Below are 20,049 nucleotides of genomic sequence, written 5' to 3' on the forward strand. Positions count from 1 at the left end.
TGTCCGCACCGCTCACCTGCCTCGCTCCCTCAGACGTCGGCCTCCGGACGCGGTGGCGCGAGGCGCTCGGCGTCGGTCGTGGCGCGGCCGCTCGCCGCCAGGAGGGCGACCACCGCGAGGACGGCCAGCAGGATCAGCACCAGGAGCAGGATGGTGAGGACCGTGGGGTGGTTCCAGAGCGCGAAGAGCAGCGCCACGAGCAGCAGCGCCCCGAGAGTGATCCACCGCCGGTTCGCCTCCGTCCAGACGCCGGCCCGGCCGGTCCGTACGTGGTGGACGTATCCCCAGGTGGCGGCGGAGTCCGCGGAGCGCTCGGCGGCTCCCCGGACCGCGACGGGCAGTCGGCCGGGGCCGATCAGATAGGCGCCGAGGGCGATGACGATGCCGAGGACGATGGCCGTGCGCAGGGCGACCCGCAGGAAGTGCAGCAGGGTGTCGAACACGGACGCCGCGGCGGCCTCCGACTGGACCTGAGACGGCAGGTGGTCGAGGTAGTAGCGGCGCGCGATGACCAGGCCGATGACGACGACCAGGCAGGCGAACGCGGCTCCCAGTGCCGTGCGCGCCAGCGCCCGCCGCCGTTTGTGCGCCAGCAGGACGCCGACGGCGCCGATCACGACGACGATGACGGGGAACCAGTTGCCCACCACGTCGAGCGCGTGCGCCAGGTCGCGGATCTTGTCGAGCTTGTCGGACTGGAAGAGCACCATCTGCTTGTCGACGTCCGGGATCTTGTCGGCCGGCGCCACGCCCGCGTCCACCAGTTCTTCCTTGACGCGGTCCACGGCCTCGCCGAGGTCGAGGGTCACCGTGCCGTCGTCGACGCCGACCGCGCCGCGCCCTTCACCGGTCAGCGCGTGCACGACCGCGCCGTGGGCCGCCCGGTTGGCGGTCGTCCACACCGTTTCGAAGCGGTCGCTCTCCACGAAGCGCGTGGCGATCTTCTCGACGGCGCCGTCGACGGCCGAGTCGAGCTGGGGACCGAGTTTGGTCACCGCGTCCGCGGCACGCGGCGGCAGCCCCTGGCTCTTCAGCCAGGCGGCGACGTCCGCCATGACCTGAGGGCCGTCGACGCGTACGTCGGCCGCCTGGGTGATGCGGTTGACGGCCGCCGCCTCGATGTCCGGATCGCTGGCCAGCGGGGCGACCGTCTCCACGTACCGGTCGGTGTCCAGGGCGATGTCGTGCACCCATACGGTGAGCAGCGCGACCGGCACCAGGACGCAGGTGAGGACCAGCAGCACGGCCGAGGAGACGATCCGGGCCCACCTGCCCGCCGTCGAGCCCGCGGGCTTGCCGTCCGCCGCCTTCCCACCTGCCGGCCCACCGCCTCCGGAGTCCGGCTGCCTACCGCCTCCCGGACTCCCGTCCGGCGGCTTCCGGCCCGCCGAACCGCCCGCGGCCGTCGGCCGGTCCCCCTCCGGCGCGGGTGGTTCCTGCTGGCTGCTCATGAGCGCTCCTGGGGTCTGGGGGTGCCTGCCTTCCATTCCTGCCGTCGGGCGGCACGAGCGCACGTCCGGATGGGCTGTACGGGCGGCCGCCGGGTCGCCCGTACAGCCCGGTCACCGACCCTGTCGCGGTCCGTCCGGACGGTGCGGGGTGAACTCCACGTCCCGCCACAGGGCGCGGGACGGCGAGGGGTCGTCGTCGGTCAGGCGGTCGGTGGGGACGGCCCAGGACCGGACCGGCGTCCTGTCGGCGGTGACCGGCGGCCAGCCCGGGTCGCCGGTGGCCGCGAAGTCGACCCAGGCGCGGAGCATGCGGTCGGACAGGGCGTGGTCGTCGGCGTCGGGGGCCCCGCCGATCAGGAAGCCCGCGCCGTCGACGTCGAGGTTGCCGAAGGCGAAGGGGACGTCCGCGTTGTGCCAGGGCCTGGCTTCGTCGCGCCGGCGGGCGAAGCGCGCCAGGTACGCGCGGCCGCCGGTCCTCGCGTGCTGCTCGGCGAGGCGGGTGGTGTACTCGGTGAACTGCGCGTCGCCGAAGAGCGCGAGGTAGCGGTCGAGTACCGGCGCGCCCGCCATCAGCACGCGATACTCCTCGGCCAGTTGCTTCGGAAGCCCCAGGTCGGCGGCGAACCCGGCCAGTTCCGACTCCGTCGTGAGCCCTCGTACGGCTCCCACCGTGTGGAGGAACCGCTGTTCCTCCAGGGCGTGGCACACCAGCAGGTCCACGTCCGCCGCCGTACGGGCCGCCGCGACGGAGGCGGGCAGTACCTCGCCGTCGACCACCGGCTGGAAGACCACGGGAGCGTAGGCGTGGATCGGCGTCAGGGGGTCCGTCGCGCAGCGCGCGGCCGTCTTGTCGGAGGCGGCCACCAGTTCCTCGGGCGGCACGGACGACAGCCCTTCCGCCGTCGGTGCGACCCCGGCCTCGGCCGCGATGCGCGCGGTGATCGCCGCGGCGAGCCCGACCGTGTAGAAGACGCCGGGCACGCTGTGGGCGATGACCCGCCGGAACAGGCCCGGAGCAGCCGCCTCCACAGCCGTCCCCGCAGCCGCCCCCACAGCCGTCTCCAGCTCCAGCTCCAGCTCCAGCTCCACCCCCGTCCTCGTCCTCGTCCCCGTCCTCGCCATCAGACAGACCGCCGAGGCTGCGCCCGACGAATGCCCGGCCACGGTGACGTTCCCCGGATCGCCGCCGAAGGCCGCCACGTTCTCCCGCACCCAGCGCAACGCCGCCTCCTGGTCCAGGAGTCCGCGGTTGTCGGGGCGGCCCGGCACGTGGCCGAAGCCCTCGAAGCCCACCCTGTAGTTGCAGCTGACCACCACGAGTCCGGCGCGCGCCAGCGCCGTTCCGTCGAAGTCGGGCTGCGCGGAGGAGCCGAAGGTGTTGGCGCCGCCGTGTATCCAGAAGAGGACGGGCAACGCGCCGCCGCCCGCACCATCGACCGCAGCCGAAGCCGCGCCCGCAGCCGAAGCCGTGCCCGTCCCCGCAGCCCGAGGCGTCCATATGTTGACCGTGAGCACGTCCTCGTCGCCGGGCCGCCACACCGGCGCCCCCGGCAGCTGCGCCGACTGGGGCGCGACTGGTCCGAACGCCGTACCGTCCCGGACGCCGTCCCAGGCCTCGGCCGGCTCCGGCTCCCGGAACCGGCGGTCGCCGAACGGCGGTGCCGCGTAAGGGATGCCGAGCACGGCGGTGACACCGTCGACGGCCGCCCTGCCCCGCACCTCGCCGCCCGCGGTCCGGAAGACCGCCCCGCCCTCGCATGATCGTTCGTCGCTCATGCGCGTCAGTGTCTCCCGCCACACCTCGCACGACCGGCACGCACTGGCGTGCGCGGGTGCGCGATCATGCGCTGCATGAAGCTGCGCTGCGCCATCCTCGACGACTACCAGGGCGTCGCCCTCTCCTCCGCCGACTGGAGCCCGCTCGACGACCGCGTCGACGTCCGCGTGCTGCGCGAGCACCTCACCGACCGGGACGCCCTCGTCGCCGCCGTCGAGGACTGCGAGGTCCTCGTCGTGATGCGCGAGCGGACCCCGCTCGACGCCGCTCTCCTCGCCCGGCTCCCCCGGCTGCGGCTGATCGTCACCTCGGGGATGCGCAACGCGTCGATCGACGTCGCCGCCGCCCGCGCCCGCGGTGTCGTCGTCTGCGGTACGGCCAGCGGCTCGGAGCCGCCCACCGAGCTGACCTGGGCGCTGATCCTGGGTCTGGCCCGGCAGGTGCACACGGAGAGCCGGGCGATGCGCGAGGGCGGGCCGTGGCAGTCCACCGTGGGCCTGGACCTCGCGGGCCGTGTCCTGGGCCTCGTCGGCCTCGGCAAGATCGGGGGCCGGGTGGCGCGGATCGGCCTCGCCTTCGGCATGGACGTGGTCGCCTGGAGCCCGAACCTCACCGACGAGCGGGCCGCCGAGCACGGCGTGCGGCGCGCCGGAAGCCTGCACGAGCTGCTCGGCGCCGCCGACGTCGTGTCGCTGCACCTGGTGCTCTCCGACCGCACCCGCGGGCTGATCGGCGAGGCGGAACTCGCGGCGATGCGCCCGGGCGCGTACCTGGTCAACACCTCGCGTGCGGGACTCGTGGACGGTACGGCGCTGCTGCGGGCGCTGCGCGGGGGGCGGATCGCGGGGGCGGGCCTCGACGTCCACGAGACCGAGCCGCTGCCCGCCGACGACCCGCTGCGCACCCTGCCGAACGTGCTCGCGCTGCCGCACCTCGGTTACGTCACCGTGGCCAACTACGCCCGCTACTTCGGCCAGGCCGTCGAGGACATCGAGGCGTGGCTGGCGGGTGCGCCCGTGCGCGAGCTGGGGTGACGGCGACGCGATCGGCCCCGTGCCCCCTGCTGCGGGGGTACGGGGCCGATCGCGTCGTCACGGGCGTCCGTACGGGATACGGGCGTCCGTACGGGATCAGGCGGCCGGAGCGGCTGCCCGGGCGGCCTGCGCCGAGGCGGGCCCCGGTGCGAGCAGTCGCTGCGCGAGCAGCCCGAAGGCGAGTCCGAAGACCGCCCACAGGACCGCCTGGATGCCCAGCGTCGCGAGCCTGAAGTCCCACAGCACGGCGGCGGGGAAGTCGGGCTTCACGGCGTCCTCGTTGGCGGGCAGGAAGGCGCAGGCGATCGCGACCGCGGCGACGAAGCCGGCGCCCGCGACGACGGTCGCGTTCCAGTTGCCGAGGCGCGGGGCGAGCCTGCGGCCCGCGATGACCGCGGCGATGCCGAGCAGCACGCTCAGCAGGATCATCAGGAAGAAGAGCGTGGTGCGCTTCCCGATGGTGTCCGGGTTGCCGACGGCCGGCGGGGTCGCCGGGTACTTCAGGAACGGCACCAGGTAGACCGTGGTGAAGGCCGCCGCCGCGACGAGCGCCGCGGTGGCCTTCGGGGTGAACCGGCCCACCCGTCCCAGGACGAAGCAGAACGCCAGGGACGCGATGCCGCCGAGCGCGACGCCGTAGACGAGGACACCGGTGGCGAGACCCGCCGTGGACTGCACGTCCCGGCTGACGACCTCCTCCTCGGCGGACTCCTCGGCGGCGTGGCCTGCGCCGTGGTCGTGCGCCGTGGCGTGCTCGGCCTTGGCGGCGGCCTCCTCGACGGCGATCGAGGCGTTGACGGACGGCTCACCCGCGACGTAGGCGACGGCGAAGGCGAACAGTCCGGCGATCAGGCCCGCGAGCATGCCGCGGACCAGGAGCTTTCCTACGAGCGAACCCGTAGGAGCGGTTGGGGCAGTCATGGAGCGGCTACCCCTCAGTGGCAGGGGAAGCCGAGCAGGTGACGACCGTCGTGCACCCACTCGTGGACGTCGCTGCCTGCGAACAGGGAGGTGGCACCCTGCTCGGCACCGACGAAGTAGAGCGCGACGAGCGCCAGGATGCCGATGAACGCCGCCCACGGGAGCACCGCGCGGACCGGCAGCGAGACCGGGGCGACGGACGGGGTGGACGTGACGGCGGGCGACGCAATGGCCTCGGCCATGGTGGAACCTCCTCGGGAACGCGCGTCCCATACGGTGGTGCGCGACGACGGTCGTCGGGTCTGACTCGCCCGTCCCGGCGGCGCCAGAGGCGTCGTCAGGGCAGGCTCACAGTGGCGCGACCGTGCCGGACTCGCACCGGACTTCCGTCTCGCCGTCGTCGTTCTGTGGAAATGTCGACTGACCGTACCGCGCCGGACACTTCGCGCCAAGGGCGCATGAAGCAGCGCCCGATGAATTGAGGGATGTATCACCCATGGCCCCGCCCACGACCGTACGGCTCTCGCTCGTCGCCCCCGCCATGAACGCGGCCCTGCGCGAGGCCAGGTTCGACGACGCCGGGCCGGTGGAGCTGCCGCCGACGGGCCTGAGTCCGCTGTGTCTCGCCTCGCGGGTACGGGTGGTGAGCTCGCCGTCCGGACGGTGCCGGGCGACGGCGGAGGCGCTGGGCCTGTCCGCGTACGAGGTGGAACCGGCGCTCGCGGGCTGCGCGATGGGGCGCTGGCGCGGACGGCGGCTCGACGAACTCGCGACGGAGGAGCCGGAGTCGGTGGCCGCCTGGCTCGGCGACCCGGCCGCTGTCCCGCACGGCGGCGAGTCGCTGCGGGAGCTGCGGAGCCGGGTCGCGGCGTGGATGGAGGGGCTGGGCACGCCGGCGGCCACGCAGGCCGCGGGCGCCCCGGGTTCGGTGACGGTGTGGGCGGTGGCCGAACCGGACGTGATCCGCGCGGCCGTCGCCCACGCGCTGGGCTCGCCCGAGGAGACGTTCTGGCGGCTGGACGTACGCCCGCTGCAGTGCGTCGAACTGTCCGGGCGGACCGGCCGCTGGAACCTGCGGCTCGGCGCGCCGCTGCCGTGACGCGCCCGACGCCTGGCGCTTGGCGTTCGGTGACTTCGGCGTTCGGTGACTTCGGCGTTCGGTGTTCGGTGTTCGGCGCCCAGCGCGCGACGTCCCGGCGCCCGGCGCCCGGCGCTCAGTGCCCGGCGTCCAGTGCCGGGCGCTTAGTGCCCGGCGTCCGGCGGTGTCAGCCCAGGCCGGCGCGGGCCAGCTCCAGGAACTCCTCGTCCGTCAGGCCCAGTCGGCGCGCCTCGGCGACCAGGGCGTGCAGCCGCTCGACCAGCTGGGCGCGGTCGGGCGCCTGCGCGCCGGGCACGATCACGGCGCCCCGCCCGCGCCGCAGCTCGATCAGCCCCTCCTCGCGCAACTGCTGGTAACCGCGCAGCACGGTATGGACGTTGACGCCGAGCGAGTCCGCGAGCTCGCGCGCGGCGGGCAGCCGCTCGCCGGGAGCCGCACTGCCGTCGGCGAGGGCGCCGCGCACGCAGGCGGCGATCTGGTCGCCGAGCGGGACGGAGGAGGCGGGGTCGACCCGGAAGAGCACGGTCAGATCCTCACACCGTCAGCGCCGGAGGCGCCGGGCACGTCAGACGCGCCGGGCGTGCCGGGCGTGCCGGGCACCTCCGGCGCACCGCGCCCACCGGGCCCCGCGCCCTCCCGTGCCCGCGCCGCCAGCGCGTCGAGGAGCGCCGCCGCCGTTTCCGCGTCGGGGACGGTGACGAGGAACTCGAAGCCGTTGGCACGTCGTACGGACAGGGCCTCGCCGGAACGGAGGAGGAGGGCCGAGCGGTGGGGCCGGGTGCGATAGCCCCAGCCGCCGAATTCGGCGAGGGCGTCCACGTCCTGGACGGTCGCGGAGGTGATCTCGTCGAGCGGGATCCGGATGCGCGGGCGGGGGAACAGGGCGGGCGTGACGGTCAGGCCGCGGCGGTCGACGGCGACCCGGACCCGGGAGAGCGCGAGGCCCGGCAGGCCGACCGCCAGGCCGACGAGGGCGATCAGGGCGTACGGCCAGGGCGTGAACAGCACCGCCGGGACCGGCGCGGCCGCTCCCGCCAGGAGGAACGCCGAGGAGAGCGCGGCCGCGCCGCGCGAGCCGGTGTCGCGCGACCAGCCGGCGACCTCGTGCGCGCCGAGTTCGAGGCGGCGTACCCGCGACGGGCCGTCAGGACCGTCCTGGGCCGCCGGATCCACCGGTACGAGGCGGGTGAGCGCGCGGCCGGCGAGGGCGGCCATTGCCGCGATGCCCGCGGCGACGGTGAGGGTGGCGAGCGGCGCGGTGACCTCGGCCGGGTCGGCGGCGTCGAGGTTGTCGCGCAGGAGCAGGTCGAGCAGACCGCCGGCGAACCCGGCGGTGGCCCAGGTGCCCCAGAGCGCGCCGCGCCGGACGAGCAGGGTCCAGGCCGCCCCGAGGGCCACGAGCAGCCCGGAGCTGACGGCGGCGTAGCCCGCGAGCGAGGTGAAGCCGTCGGCCTTCCCGCCCGCGCCGGCGGAGAAGTGCGTGGCCAGCGGGTCCGGGAGCCGGTCGTACCAGAGGACGAGAAGCAGCAGATGGGCGGCGAGCGCGAGGACGAACGGCGCTGCGGCGAGCGCTCGGAGACGGTTCACCGTGACCTCCTTCGGTTCTAGTTGTTAGCACATTACTAGAACAACTTCGAGGTGCACCAGCTTCTGAAGCCCGGCCGGCCGGAAACCCTCGCGAGACGAAACGTCTTGCAAGGGCCCCGACGATGGCGTACGGTGACACGCGAGACGAGACGTCTCGGCTCGTTCGTCCCGCCCGCCCCTCCCACCCCTCGTCTCCCCCGCTCCCCGACCACGGAGGTCGCCCTTGTTCCGTGTCCATCTCACCGACGTCACGAAGCACTACGACGGCCACGCCGGCCCCGCCCGGCTCGTCCTCGACCGGGTCTGCCTCACCGTCCGCGCCGGCGAACGCCTCGGCGTCGTGGGCGACAACGGCTCCGGAAAGTCCACCCTCCTGCGACTGCTCGCCGGCCAGCAGGAACCCGACAACGGCACGGTCACCGTCGAGGCCCCCGGCGGCCTCGGGCACCTCGCCCAGACCCTCGACCTGCCCGGCACCGCCACCGTCGGCGACGCCGTCGACCACGCCCTCGCCGACGTACGGGAGCTGGAGCGGCGCATCCGGGAGGCGGAGGCCGCGCTCGGCTCCACCGCCGGCCTCGACGCGTACGCCGCGCTGCTCGCCGCCTACGAGGCGCGCGGCGGCGCCGACGCCGACCGGCGGGTGGAGACCGTGCTGAGGCGGCTCGGCGAGCGCGCGCCGCTCGACCGCGACCGTGCCCTCGGCACCCTCTCCGGCGGCCGGCGCAGGCGGCTCGCGCTCGCGGCGGTCCTCGCCTCCGAACCCGAGCTGCTGCTGCTCGACGAGCCGACCAACGACCTCGACGACGAGGCCGTGGCCTGGCTGGAGGAGCGGCTGCGCGGCCACCGCGGCACGGTCGTCGTCGTCACCCACGACCGCGCGTTCCTCGACCGGGTCACCACCGCGGTCCTGGAGGTGGACCACGAGACCCGGACGGTACGGCGGTACGGCAACGGCTACGGCGGCTACCTGGCCGGCCGCGCCGCCGACCGGGCCCGCCGGGAGCGGGAGTACACGGAATGGCGCGCCGAGACCGCCCGCCACACGGCGCTCGCCGACGGCAACATCGACCGCTTCTCGCACATCCCGCGCAAGGCCCCCGCCGCGTTCAGCGGCGCGGGCGCCTTCCGGGCCCGCTCCCGGGCGCACGGCGCCATGAGCAGGATCCGGGCGGCCCGCACCCGGCTCCGGGAGCTCGCCGAGCGCCCGGTGCCGAGGCCTCCGGACCCGCTGCGGTTCTCCGCCCGGATCCAGGGCGGGGCGGCGGCGGTCGAGCTCGCCGACGTACGGGTCGAGGGCCGGCTCCGGCTCGACGCGCTGCGGCTCGCGCCGGGCGAACGACTCCTGGTCACCGGGCCCAACGGCGCCGGGAAGACCACCTTGCTGCGGCTGCTCGCGGGCGAACTCGCCGCGGACGGCGGCACGGTGCGCGTCCCGGTGCCCGCCCGGACCGGCCTGCTCCGGCAGGACGGCGGGCCGGCCACCGACCCCCGTACGGTGGCGGCGGCCTTCGGCGCGGGCCGCGAGGAGGAACTGCTCGCGCTCGGCCTGTTCGCGGAACGCGACCTGGCCACCCCGGTCCGCGCCCTGTCGGCCGGACAGCGCCGCAGGCTGGAACTCGCCCGCCTGGTGAGCCGGCCGGTCGACCTGCTGCTGCTCGACGAGCCCACCAACCACCTCTCGCCCGGCCTGGTGGAGGAGCTCGACGCGGCCCTCGCGGCCTACCCGGGCACCCTCGTGGTCGTCAGCCACGACCGACGGCTGAGGGCGGGCTTCCGGGGCAGGCGGCTCGACCTCGCGCCGTGGTCCGTCAGCGCACCGTGTCCGGAGTGAACGCGGGCTGTTCGAAGGTGGGGACCGCGACGGCGGTCACGTCGGGGCCCGGCGTGTACGGCGGCGGAACCTCCGCCGTGGGCGACGGGCGGTCCGGCGCCGGCGGCGGGTTGGGGCCGGCGTACACGTTCTGCGGCTCCGCCGCCGTCCGCTTCGTCACGCCGGTCCTCCCGCTCGTCGGGAACGGCTTGGGCGAGCGGCCGATGGTGGGCGGGGTCCGGAGCCCCGACGGGGTGCCGGACGGCTCCGCGGACCGCGTCGCCGACGGCTCCTCGGAGGGCGTCGCCGACGGGCTCGGCGAGCCGGTGGGCGTCGCGGAGCCGGTGGCGCCCGGCTTCCTGCCCGGACCGTCGCCGGAACCCGGGCCCGAGCCCGAGCAGGCCCCCAGGGCCAGGCTCAGGCCGAGCACCACCGACACCGTCACAGCTCCACGGGCACGCATGCCCACCACCCCACCCCTGGTCACGTCAGTCACGACACTCACGCCATCGATTCGCACATGCGTGCGGGCGGGATCGTAACCCGGGCCGGACCTCAGTCCTCGTCGCCGCCCGCGGTGCCTTCGATGTCTCCCTCGGTCTCCAGGAAGACCTGCCGCAGCGCCGCGAGGGTCTCCGGGTCCGGCTTCTCCCACATGCCGCGGGACTCCGCCTCCAGGAGCCGCTCGGCGATGCCGTGCAGGGCCCACGGGTTGGCCTCCTTCAGGAAGGCCTGGTTCTCCGGGTCGAGGACGTACTCCTGCGTCAGCTTGTCGTACATCCAGTCGGCGACCACGCCCGTCGTCGCGTCGTAGCCGAAGAGGTAGTCGACCGTCGCCGCCAGCTCGAACGCGCCCTTGTAGCCGTGGCGGCGCATCGCCTCGATCCAGCGCGGGTTGACCACCCGGGCCCGGAAGACCCGCGAGGTCTCCTCGACGAGCGTGCGCGTGCGGACCGTCTCGGGGCGGGTGGAGTCGCCGATGTACGCCTCCGGCGCCGTGCCGCGCAGCGCGCGCACGGTCGCCACCATGCCGCCGTGGTACTGGAAGTAGTCGTCCGAGTCGGCGATGTCGTGCTCACGGGTGTCCGTGTTCTTCGCCGCGACCGCGATCCGCTTGTACGCCGACTCCATCTCGGCGCGCGCCGGGCGGCCTTCGAGCCCGCGGCCGTACGCGTAGCCGCCCCACACCGTGTACACCTCGGCCAGGTCGGCGTCCGTGCGCCAGTCGCGCGAGTCGATCAGCTGGAGCAGACCCGCACCGTACGTACCCGGACGCGAGCCGAAGATGCGGGTCGTGGCGCGGCGCTCGTCACCGTGCTCGGCCAGGTCGGCCTGGGCGTGGGCGCGCACGTAGTTGTCCTCGGCGGACTCGTCCGCCAGGCCCGCGACCAGCCGTACGGCGTCATCGAGGAGACCGATGACGTGCGGGAACGCGTCGCGGAAGAAGCCGGAGATGCGCAGCGTCACGTCGACGCGCGGGCGGCCGAGCTCGGCCAGCGGGATCGGCTCCAGGCCGTTCACGCGGCGCGAGGCGTCGTCCCACAGCGGGCGGACGCCGAGCAGCGCGAGGGCCTCGGCGACGTCGTCGCCGGCGGTCCGCATCGCGCTCGTGCCCCACAGGGACAGACCGACGGACGTCGGCCACTCGCCGTTGTCGTCGCGGTAGCGGGTGAGCAGCGAGTCGGCGAGCGCCTGGCCGGTCTCCCACGCGAGGCGGGACGGCACGGCCTTCGGGTCGACGGAGTAGAAGTTGCGGCCGGTCGGCAGCACGTTCACCAGACCGCGCAGCGGCGAACCGGACGGCCCCGCCGGGACGAAGCCGCCGTTCAACGCGTGCACGGCGTGGTCGAGTTCGTCGGTCGTCGCGGCGAGCCGCGGGACGACCTGGGCGGCGGCGAAGTCGAGCACGGCCGCGACCTCCGGGCCGTATCCGGCGGCGACGGTCGCGACGGCGGCCGGGTCCCAGTCGGCCGCCTCCATCGCCTCGACCAGCTCGCGCGCCTTCGCCTCCGCCTCGTCGGCGGTCGTACGGGTCGCCGCCGACTCGTCGAGGCCCAGGGCCTCGCGCAGACCGGGCAGCGCCTGCGTGCCGCCCCAGATCTGGCGGGCGCGCAGGATGGACAGGACCAGGTTGACCCGCTCCGGGCCGGTCGGGGCGCCGCCGAGGACGTGCAGACCGTCGCGGATCTGGGCGTCCTTGACCTCGCACAGCCAGCCGTCGACGTGCAGCAGGAAGTCGTCGAAGCCGTCGTCGTCCGGGCGGTCGGCCATGCCCAGGTCGTGGTCGAGCTTCGCGGCCTGGATCAGGGTCCAGATCTGGGCGCGGATCGCCGGCAGCTTGGCCGGGTCCATGCTGCTGATCTGCGCATACTCGTCGAGCAGCTGCTCCAGGCGCGCGATGTCGCCGTAGGAGTCGGCGCGGGCCATCGGCGGGACGAGGTGGTCGACGAGCGTGGCGTGCACGCGGCGCTTGGCCTGGGTGCCCTCGCCCGGGTCGTTCACGAGGAACGGGTAGACCAGCGGCAGGTCGCCGAGGGCCGCGTCCGGGCCGCACGCGGCGGACAGGCCCGCGTTCTTGCCCGGCAGCCACTCCAGGTTGCCGTGCTTGCCCAGGTGCACCATGGCGTCGGCGCCGAAGCCGCCGTCATCGGAGCGGGCGGCGATCCAGCGGTAGGCCGCCAGGTAGTGGTGCGACGGCGGCAGGTCCGGGTCGTGGTAGATCGCGATCGGGTTCTCGCCGAAGCCGCGGGGCGGCTGGATGAGGACGAGCAGGTTCCCGCGGCGCAGCGCGCCGAGCACGATGTCGCCCTCGGGGTTCCGCGAGCGGTCCAGGAACATCTCGCCCGGCGCCGGGCCCCAGTGCTCCTCGACCTGCTCGCGCAGCTCCTGCGGCAGCTCGGCGTACCAGCGCTTGTAGTCGGCGGCCGGGATGCGGACCGGGTTGCGCGCCAGCTGCTCCTCGGTGAGCCAGTCCTGGTCGTGGCCGCCGGCCTCGATCAGGGCGTAGATCAGCTCGTCGCCGTCGCCGGAGACGAGGCCCGGGATGTCCTCCACCGGGCCGAAGTCGTAGCCCTCCGCGCGGAGCCGGCGGAGCAGCGCGACGGCGGAGGCGGGGGTGTCGAGGCCGACCGCGTTGCCGATGCGGGCGTGCTTCGTCGGGTACGCGGAGAGGACGAGCGCCAGCTTCTTCTCGGCGTTCGGGATGTGCCGGAGCCGGGCGTGGCGGACGGCGATGCCGGCGACGCGGGCGGCGCGCTCGGCGTCGGCCACGTACGCCGGGAGGCCGTCCTCGTCGATCTCCTTGAACGAGAACGGGACGGTGATGAGCCGGCCGTCGAACTCGGGCACCGCGACCTGGCTGGCGGCGTCCAGCGGCGACAGGCCCTCGTCGTTCTCCTCCCACGCCGTCCTGGATCCGGTCAGGCACAGGGCCTGCAGGATCGGCACGTCGAGCGCGGCCAGCGCGCCCGCGTCCCAGGCCTCCTCGTCGCCGCCGGCCTGTGCGTCGGCCGGGGTCGTGCCGCCCGCGGCGAGCACGGTGGTGACGACGGCGTCGGCGGTGCGGAGCGTGTCGATCAGCTCCGGCTCGGGAGCGCGGAGGGAAGCCACGTACAGGGCCTTGGCCCGGCCGCCGGCCTCCTCGATCGCGTCGCAGAGGGCGCCGACGAAGGCGGTGTTGCCGCTCATGTGGTGGGCGCGGTAGTAGAGCACCGCGATGGTGGGGCCCTCGGTGCTCTTCGGGGTCCGGTCGAGCGGACCCCGGGTCGGGGCGGGCGCCGGGGACTCGAAGCCGTGGCCCGTCAGGAGGACCGTGTCGGACAGGAAGCGGGCGAGCTGCCCGAGGTTGGCGGGGCCGCCGTGCGCCAGGTAGGCGTGGGCCTCGGTGGCGACGCCCACCGGGACGGTGGAGGCGCCCATCAGCTGGGCGTCCGGCGCCTGTTCGCCGCTGAGCACGACGACGGGCTTCCCGGCGGCGAGGACCGTGTCCAGGCCCTCCTGCCAGGAGCGCACGCCGCCGAGGAGGCGGACGACGACGAGTTCGGCGCCGTCGAGGAGGCCGGGCAGGTCGTCGTGGGGCAGCCGGGCGGGGTTGGCGAAGCGCCATTCCACCGGGTTCCGGTCGTCCCCGGCCGCGGCGGCGTTCGCCGCGCGGGCGCTGAGCAGGTCGGTGTCGGAGTGCGACAGCAGCAGGAGCATGGCGAGCTCAGGCCCTTCCTCGGGGTTGTCCGCGCCCCGGGTGGTCGTATGGACGGCGGGAGTTCCTGACTCACCGGCCCCCGGATGCCCGGGACCGGCTCACAGTGGCGGGACCGCGCCGGATTCTCACCGGGCTTCCTCCCCGGGGCCCTGGGACCCCATGCCGGTCTGCATCCTAGATCGTGCGGGTCCTGGGGCGGGCGGAGACCGGACGTCGGCCGGGTCACACAGCGCCGGGCGTTCCGGTCCGGCCGGTGGGCCGGGCTCCCGGGCCGGGCAGCAGGCAGGGCAGCGGGCCGGGCGTTCCAGGGCACGGCTTCCGGTCTTGTGGGTCCGGCGGGGTCCGGGGCCTCCGGGCGGCCCCCTCCCGCCGTCGCGGACCGTGCCCGTCGCGGAACGTGCCGTCGTTCGCGGCAGGTGGGGGGCGTTCCGCCCGTGGGTATGCTCGCCGCCATGTCGGCCACCCCTCACGCCTCGTCCCAGCGGGACGAACCGCTCATACGGGACCGTGGTGACGCATGCCCGGGGGCGCTGCGTCTGCACCCCGCCGATGACGGCTTCCTCGCCCGACTCCGTTTGCCCGGAGGCAGGTTGACGGTACGTCAGGTCGAGCTGCTGGCGGACGTCGCCGAGGACCTGGGGGACGGCGGGGTCAGCGTCACCTCGCGGGGGAACGCCGAGCTGCGCGGGCTGCGGGACGGGTGCGGGGGCGAGCTCGCCGCTCTGCTGGAGCGGGGCGGGCTGTTGCCTTCGGCCACCCACGAGCGGGTGCGCAACATCGTCGCCTCGCCGGCCGCCGGGCTCGACGGACTCGGCTGCGCGGACGTGCAGTTGTGGGTGCGGGAGCTGGACGCGCTGCTGTGCGGCGCGGCCTGGGCCGCGGCCCTGTCGGGGCGTTTCCTCTTCGTGCTCGACGACGGGCGCGGCGACGTCGCCGGGCTCGGCGGTGATGTGACCTTGGTCGCAGCGGGCGGGCACGCCCTGGTGCGCGTCGGCCGCCGGGCCTTCCGCGTCGCCGGCGCCGACGCGCCGCGCGCCGCGCTCGCCGCGGCCGACGCGTTCCTGCGGGCCGCCGCGGACGCCGGGAACGGTGCGTGGCGGGTGCGGGAGCTGCCCGAGGGCCACGTCCCCGATCCGGCCGGCGCCCTCGCGCGGGCCGGGATCGCGGCGGAGCCCGCGACGGACCCCGTACCGCCGCACGGCGCCCCGCTCGCGCCGGGCCCGCTCGGCGCGGACGCCGCGTACGTGCTCGCGCCGCTCGGCCGGCTGACCGCCGCTCAGCTGCGCGCCCTGCTGCCCGCCGACGAGGTGCGGTTCACGCCCTGGCGCGGGGTGGTCGTGCGGACCGACCCCGCCCGGCTCCCGGAGCTGGAGGCGTACGGCCTCGTCACCCGCGCCGACGCCCCCGGTGCCGGTGTCACCGCCTGCACCGGACGGCCCGGGTGTGCCAAGTCCCTCGCGGACGTGCGGGCGGAGGCGGCACGCGCGCCCGCCGGGCGGCTGCCGGTGCACTTCTCCGGGTGCGAGCGGCGCTGCGGGCATCCGCACGGCACCTGGGTGGACGTCCTCGCCACCGGCGACGGCGACTACCTGGTGGACGGCGCCGCCACTCCCCGTACCTCCCTGCCCGAAGCCGTGGCCACGGCCCGCACGACGAGATGAGCGAGAACAACAGGATGTTCGAGTACGAGAAGGACGGCGCGGAGATCTACCGCCGGTCCTTTGCCACGATCCGTGCCGAGGCGGACCTCGCGGACCTGCCCGACGACGTCGCCACCGTCGCCGTGCGGATGATCCACGCCTGCGGCATGACGGACCTCGTCCGGGACCTCGCGTACTCCCCCGGTGTCGTCTCCGCCGCCCGCGCCGCGCTGCGCTCGGGCGCGCCGATCCTGTGCGACGCGCAGATGGTCGCGAGCGGTGTCACCCGCAAGCGGCTGCCGGCCGGCAACGACGTGCTGTGCACGCTGTCCGACCCGGCCGTGCCCGCGCTGGCCGCCGAGCTGGGCACCACCCGCTCGGCCGCCGCGATGGAGCTGTGGCGGGACCGGCTGGAGGGCTCGGTCGTCGCCATCGGCAACGCGCCGACCGCGCTCTTCCACCTCCTGGAGATGATCGCCAAGGGTGCGGGCCGTCCCGCGGCCGTCCTCGGCATCCCGGTCGGGTTCATCGGCGCCGCCGAGTCCAAGGACGCCCTCGCGGCGAACGGACTCGGCCTGGAGTACCTGGTCGTACGGGGCCGGCGCGGCGGCAGCGCCATGACCGCGGCCGCGCTCAACGCCCTCGCGCACGAAGCGGAGATCCAGAAGTGACCGGCAAGCTCTACGGGGTCGGGCTCGGGCCCGGCGACCCGAACCTGATGACCGTGGCCGCCGTGAAGGCGATCGCCGCGGCGGACGTGATCGCCTACCACTCGGCCCGCCACGGCCGTTCGATCGCCCGGTCCATCGCCGCCGAGCACATCCGCGAGGACCACGTCGAGGAGCGGCTGATGTACCCGCTCACCGTGGAGACCACGGATCATCCGGGCGGCTACCGGGGTGCGCTCGACGACTTCTACGAGGAGGCCGCGGCCCGGCTCGCCGCCCACCTCGACGCCGGCCGCACGGTCGCCGTCCTCGCCGAGGGCGACCCGCTGTTCTACGGCTCCTACCAGCACATGCACAAGCGGCTCGCGCACCGCTACGACACCACCGTCATCCCCGGCGTCACCTCCGTGAGCGCCGCCGCCGCCCGGCTCGGCGAGCCGCTGTGCGAGGCCGAGGAGGTGCTGACGATCGTGCCCGGCACCCTGCCGGAGGACGAGCTGACCGCGCGCCTCGCGGGCACCGACTCGGCCGTCGTCATGAAGCTCGGCCGTACGTTCCCGGCCGTGAAGCGGGCCCTGGAGCGGGCCGGCCGGCTGGACGACGCGCGGTACGTGGAGCGGGCGTTCATGGCGGGCGAGCGCACCGGCCGGCTGGCCGAGGTGGACCCGGAGTCGGTCCCGTACTTCTCGGTGGCCGTGCTGCCCTCCCGCATCGACGCGCAGCCGCCGGTACGGGAGCGGGGCGAGGTCGTGGTGGTCGGCACCGGGCCGGCGGGCGCGCCCTGGCTGACGCCGGAGTCGCGCGGGGCGCTCGTCAACGCCGACGACCTCGTCGGCTACACCACCTACCTGGACCGGGTGCCGGTCCTGCGGGCCTCGCAGCAGCGGCACGGCTCGGACAACAAGGTGGAGTCGGAGCGTGCCGAGTTCGCCCTGGAGCTCGCCCGGCGCGGACGGCGCGTCGCCGTCGTCTCCGGTGGCGACCCGGGCGTCTTCGCGATGGCGACGGCGGTCCTGGAGGTGGCGTCGGAGGAGCGCTACGCCGACGTTCCCGTACGGGTCCTGCCGGGCGTGACCGCCGCCAACGCCGCCGCTGCCGCCGCGGGCGCGCCGCTCGGCCACGACTACGCGACGATCTCGCTGTCCGACCGCCTCAAGCCGTGGGAGGTCATCGCCCGGCGGCTGCGCGCCGCCGCCGAGGCCGACCTGGTCCTCGCGATCTACAACCCGGGCTCCAGGTCCCGTACCCACCAGGTGGCCGCGGCCCGTGACCTCCTCCTGGAGGTGCGCTCCCCGGACACCCCGGTGGTCGTGGCCCGCGACGTCGGCGGACCCGAGCAGTCGGTCCGCGTCGTGACGCTGAAGACCCTGGAGCCGACCGAGGTCGACATGCGCACCCTGCTGCTGGTCGGGTCCTCCCAGACGCGGGTCACGGAGCGGGCGGACGGCCGCAGGATCGCGTGGACGCCGCGCAGGTACGGCTGATCCGCTAGCGGGTGAAGGTGCCCAGGCCCTCGGTGTCCAGGTATTCGACGGTGAAGGACCTGCCGTCCGGGGTGAAGGTGACGCCGGTGCGGCCGACGGCGTTCTCGCCGCGGGTCTCGAAGCTGAACGTGTCGCCGTCGTAGGGCGTGAGCGGATACGTCTGGGGCTCCGGGCCCAGCCGGAGGGTCAGGGTGCCGTCCGCGGCGGCGACGACCTCGGCGCGGCCGTAGTAGGCGTTGTCGTAGGTGCCGGCGTAGGTGTCGGGGTCCTTCGGGAGCGCGGCGCCGGACGGCGGGTGGGCGTAGTCGGTCTTCGACCGGCCCGCGTCCGCCTCCTGCTGGTACAGCGCGTCCACGAGGGGGATCCAGTCACGGCTGATCTCGCCGGTCTGGGCGATGTCGAAGAAGTCGAGGGCGACGGCGTCGGCGACGCCGACCGGTGAGGTGTTGGTGAGGACGACGATGCCCAGCTGCTCGCCGGGCAGCATGGTGACGTTGGTGTGCGCGCCCTCGGCGAACGCTCCCGTGTGGGAGAGCCGGAGCCGGCCCTCGTCGTCGTAACTGACGTTCCAGCCCAGGCCGTAGAAGCCGGTCCTGGCGGCCGGGGCGCGAGGCGGGCCGGAGACCGACTCGGGCCAGTGGGTGCGTTCCAGGGCCTCGGCGTCGACGATCTGCCGGCCGTCGAGCTTGCCGTTCGCGAGCTGGAGCCTCAGCCAGGTCGCCATGTCGCGGGCGGTGGAGCTGACGCCGCCCGCGGGTGACTGGGCGTCCGGGTCGCGCACGTACACGGCCTTCCAGGCGCCGTCGACCCGGACGTGGCCCCAGGCCCGGTCGGAGGCCTTCGCGAAGTCCTCGAAGCGGGAGCTGGTGTGGTTCATGCCGGCGGGCTTGTAGAGGACGTCCTGGGCGAGCTTCTCCCAGGCCACGCCCTTCTCGTCGGCGACGGCCTGGGCGGCCGCCGTCAGGCCGAAGTTGGTGTAGGCGTAGCTGGCGCGGAACGGCGCGAGGGGCTCGTAGCGCAGGTGGGACAGGATGTACGCCCGGTCGTAGCCGAGGTCTTCGAGGAGGTCGCCGGCGTGGTCGGGCAGGCCGCTGCGGTGCGAGAAGAGGTCGGCGACCGTCACGTGGGAGGTCACCCACGGGTCCTTGAGGCGGAAGCCCGGCACGTGGGGGGCGACGGGCTCGGTCCAGCCGTCGACGCCCACGGCGCCGGAGACGATCGTGGAGGCGAGCGGCTTGGAGACGGAGGCCAGCTGGAAGACGGTGTCGGCGTCGACGGGGGCCTTCTCGCCGGCCTTCCGTACGCCGTAGCCCTTCAGGGCCAGCACCTTGCCGTCGTGGACGACGGCGACGGCCACGCCCGGCACCCCGGTGCGTTTCATGGCCGACCCGACCACGTCGTCGAGCCGGTCGACCGCCCGCCGCACCTCCGCGTCGTCGAGCTGCGGCGGGGGCTGGGGCGGAGGCGGCGAGGGGCCGGGGGCGGCGGAGGCGGTGCCGGTGGCGAGGGCGGGTGCGGTGGCGCCGAGCAGGGCCGCAAGACCGGCCGCGGCGAGCCGCCGTCGAACGGTACTCATTCCTCCATTCAACGGGTCCCGGCGGTGTCTGTCGCGCCGGGCGCCGTGACGTCCCCCGCCCCCCGGGCGCGGGCCCGGACCCACTCCGCGGCCTCCTCGGGCGTCGCCGCCGTCGGGACGCCCTCCGGTACGGGCGGGCGGCGGACGACGACGACCGGGATGCCGGCCTCGCGGGCGGCGGTGAGTTTGGGGGCGGTCGCCGCGCCGCCGCTGTCCTTGGTGACGAGGACGCCGAGGCGGTGACGGCGGATCAGTTCGCGCTCGCCGTCGAGGGTGAACGGGCCGCGGTCGAGGAGCACTTCGGTGCGCGCGGGCATCGGGGCGTCGGGCGCGTCGACGGAGCGGACCAGGAACCACTCGGGGCGGCCGGCGAAGGCGGCGAGGCCCATCCGGCCCGTGGTGAGGAACACCCGGTCGCCGAGCCCGTCCAGGGCCGCCGCGGCCGCGTCGAGGGACGCCACCTCGTGCCAGTCGTCGCCGTCGACCGGGACCCAGCCGGGGCGGCGCAGCGCCAGCAGGGGAACATGGGCGGTGGCGGCCGCCGCGGCCGCGTTGAAACTGATCCGCTCGGCGAAGGGATGGGTGGCGTCGATGACCGCGTCCACGGCGTGCTCGCGCAGCCACGCCGCGAGCCCCTCCGGCCCGCCGAAGCCGCCGATCCGCACCTCTCCGGCCGGCAGCCGGGGCGCCGCGACCCGCCCGGCGAGGGAGCTCGTCACCCGGAGCCCGGGGTCCGCGGCGTGCAGCAGGCCCGCCAGGGCGCGGGCCTCGGTCGTCCCGCCGAGGATGAGTACGTGCAGG

Annotated in this window: 16 protein-coding genes and 2 riboswitches; of the genes, 6 read left to right on the plus strand and 10 right to left on the minus strand. The window is 75.0% G+C overall.

The window, feature by feature from the left end; translation table 11 throughout:
* Positions 1-29: 29 nt before the first annotated feature.
* The gene (locus ACFY8W_RS18365; protein ID WP_391106050.1) at positions 30-1,451 is read right to left on the minus strand and encodes a hypothetical protein; all 1,422 of its coding nucleotides are present in this window, start codon (positions 1,449-1,451) and stop codon (positions 30-32) included.
* 111 nt (positions 1,452-1,562) lie between these two features.
* Positions 1,563-3,227 carry a carboxylesterase family protein gene (locus ACFY8W_RS18370; protein WP_391106052.1) on the minus strand — a complete coding sequence of 555 codons (1,665 nt, stop codon included), beginning with the start codon at positions 3,225-3,227 and terminating at the stop codon, positions 1,563-1,565.
* A gap of 75 nt (positions 3,228-3,302) precedes the next feature.
* Here ACFY8W_RS18370 and ACFY8W_RS18375 point away from each other — a divergent pair, with 75 nt between their 5' ends.
* The gene (locus ACFY8W_RS18375) at positions 3,303-4,262 is read left to right on the plus strand and encodes an NAD(P)-dependent oxidoreductase (RefSeq protein ID WP_391106054.1); all 960 of its coding nucleotides are present in this window, start codon (positions 3,303-3,305) and stop codon (positions 4,260-4,262) included.
* 96 nt (positions 4,263-4,358) lie between these two features.
* Here the strand turns inward: ACFY8W_RS18375 and ACFY8W_RS18380 are convergent, their stop codons facing one another.
* Positions 4,359-5,183 (minus strand): CbtA family protein, encoded by an 825-nt coding sequence (locus ACFY8W_RS18380; RefSeq protein ID WP_391106056.1) that lies wholly within the window; start codon positions 5,181-5,183, stop codon positions 4,359-4,361.
* A 14-nt stretch (positions 5,184-5,197) separates the two neighbouring features.
* Positions 5,198-5,425, minus strand: a complete 228-nt coding sequence (locus tag ACFY8W_RS18385; protein WP_391106058.1) for a CbtB-domain containing protein — start codon at positions 5,423-5,425, stop codon at positions 5,198-5,200.
* A gap of 58 nt (positions 5,426-5,483) precedes the next feature.
* A riboswitch (cobalamin riboswitch) is annotated at positions 5,484-5,571 on the minus strand.
* 108 nt (positions 5,572-5,679) lie between these two features.
* Here ACFY8W_RS18385 and ACFY8W_RS18390 point away from each other — a divergent pair.
* Entirely contained in the window at positions 5,680-6,282 is a 603-nt protein-coding gene (locus ACFY8W_RS18390) for a histidine phosphatase family protein (protein WP_391106060.1), read from the plus strand.
* 166 nt (positions 6,283-6,448) lie between these two features.
* Here ACFY8W_RS18390 and ACFY8W_RS18395 read toward each other — a convergent pair whose 3' ends face one another.
* Together ACFY8W_RS18395 and ACFY8W_RS18400 are read right to left on the minus strand one after the other, a co-directional pair.
* The gene (locus ACFY8W_RS18395; RefSeq protein ID WP_391106062.1) at positions 6,449-6,805 is read right to left on the minus strand and encodes a GntR family transcriptional regulator; all 357 of its coding nucleotides are present in this window, start codon (positions 6,803-6,805) and stop codon (positions 6,449-6,451) included.
* Between the two features lie 2 nt (positions 6,806-6,807).
* Positions 6,808-7,869: a hypothetical protein gene (locus tag ACFY8W_RS18400; RefSeq protein ID WP_391106064.1), complete on the minus strand. Its 1,062-nt coding sequence runs from the start codon at positions 7,867-7,869 to the stop codon at positions 6,808-6,810.
* 223 nt (positions 7,870-8,092) lie between these two features.
* On the opposite strand from ACFY8W_RS18400, the gene ACFY8W_RS18405 reads away from it, so the two are divergent.
* Positions 8,093-9,703 carry an ATP-binding cassette domain-containing protein gene (locus ACFY8W_RS18405; protein ID WP_391106066.1) on the plus strand — a complete coding sequence of 537 codons (1,611 nt, stop codon included), beginning with the start codon at positions 8,093-8,095 and terminating at the stop codon, positions 9,701-9,703.
* Here ACFY8W_RS18405 and ACFY8W_RS18410 read toward each other — a convergent pair.
* Both ACFY8W_RS18410 and cobN read right to left on the minus strand, forming a co-directional pair.
* Positions 9,681-10,145, minus strand: a complete 465-nt coding sequence (locus tag ACFY8W_RS18410) for a hypothetical protein (RefSeq protein WP_391106067.1) — start codon at positions 10,143-10,145, stop codon at positions 9,681-9,683. The genes ACFY8W_RS18405 and ACFY8W_RS18410 overlap by 23 nt on opposite strands.
* 92 nt (positions 10,146-10,237) lie before the next feature.
* On the minus strand, positions 10,238-13,879 hold the full coding sequence (cobN, locus tag ACFY8W_RS18415; protein WP_391106069.1) for a cobaltochelatase subunit CobN: 3,642 nt from the start codon (positions 13,877-13,879) through the stop codon (positions 10,238-10,240).
* Positions 13,880-13,938: 59 nt separating this feature from the next.
* Positions 13,939-14,020, minus strand: a riboswitch (cobalamin riboswitch).
* Between the two features lie 300 nt (positions 14,021-14,320).
* Between cobN and ACFY8W_RS18420 the strand changes: the two genes are divergently transcribed.
* From ACFY8W_RS18420 to cobJ, 3 genes are read left to right on the plus strand one after another with little or no spacing between them, the layout of a single operon-like run.
* Positions 14,321-15,541, plus strand: a complete 1,221-nt coding sequence (locus ACFY8W_RS18420; protein ID WP_391106855.1) for a cobalamin biosynthesis protein CobG — start codon at positions 14,321-14,323, stop codon at positions 15,539-15,541.
* The gene (locus tag ACFY8W_RS18425; protein ID WP_391106071.1) at positions 15,538-16,191 is read left to right on the plus strand and encodes a precorrin-8X methylmutase; all 654 of its coding nucleotides are present in this window, start codon (positions 15,538-15,540) and stop codon (positions 16,189-16,191) included. Before ACFY8W_RS18420 ends, ACFY8W_RS18425 begins: the two co-directional genes overlap by 4 nt.
* Positions 16,188-17,672 carry a precorrin-3B C(17)-methyltransferase gene (gene cobJ, locus ACFY8W_RS18430; RefSeq protein WP_391106073.1) on the plus strand — a complete coding sequence of 495 codons (1,485 nt, stop codon included), beginning with the start codon at positions 16,188-16,190 and terminating at the stop codon, positions 17,670-17,672. The genes ACFY8W_RS18425 and cobJ overlap by 4 nt, the downstream gene beginning before the upstream one ends.
* A gap of 4 nt (positions 17,673-17,676) precedes the next feature.
* Here cobJ and ACFY8W_RS18435 read toward each other — a convergent pair whose 3' ends face one another.
* Together ACFY8W_RS18435 and ACFY8W_RS18440 are read right to left on the minus strand one after the other, a co-directional pair.
* A complete protein-coding gene (locus ACFY8W_RS18435) occupies positions 17,677-19,248 on the minus strand; it encodes a serine hydrolase (RefSeq protein WP_391106074.1) in 1,572 nt (523 codons plus the stop codon).
* An 8-nt stretch (positions 19,249-19,256) separates the two neighbouring features.
* The gene (locus ACFY8W_RS18440) at positions 19,257-20,048 is read right to left on the minus strand and encodes a cobalt-precorrin-6A reductase (RefSeq protein ID WP_391106857.1); all 792 of its coding nucleotides are present in this window, start codon (positions 20,046-20,048) and stop codon (positions 19,257-19,259) included.
* Position 20,049: the final 1 nt, after the last annotated feature.

It is taken from the genome of Streptomyces sp. NPDC012637, from assembly GCF_042954805.1.
Taxonomy (GTDB): Bacteria; Actinomycetota; Actinomycetes; order Streptomycetales; family Streptomycetaceae; genus Streptomyces.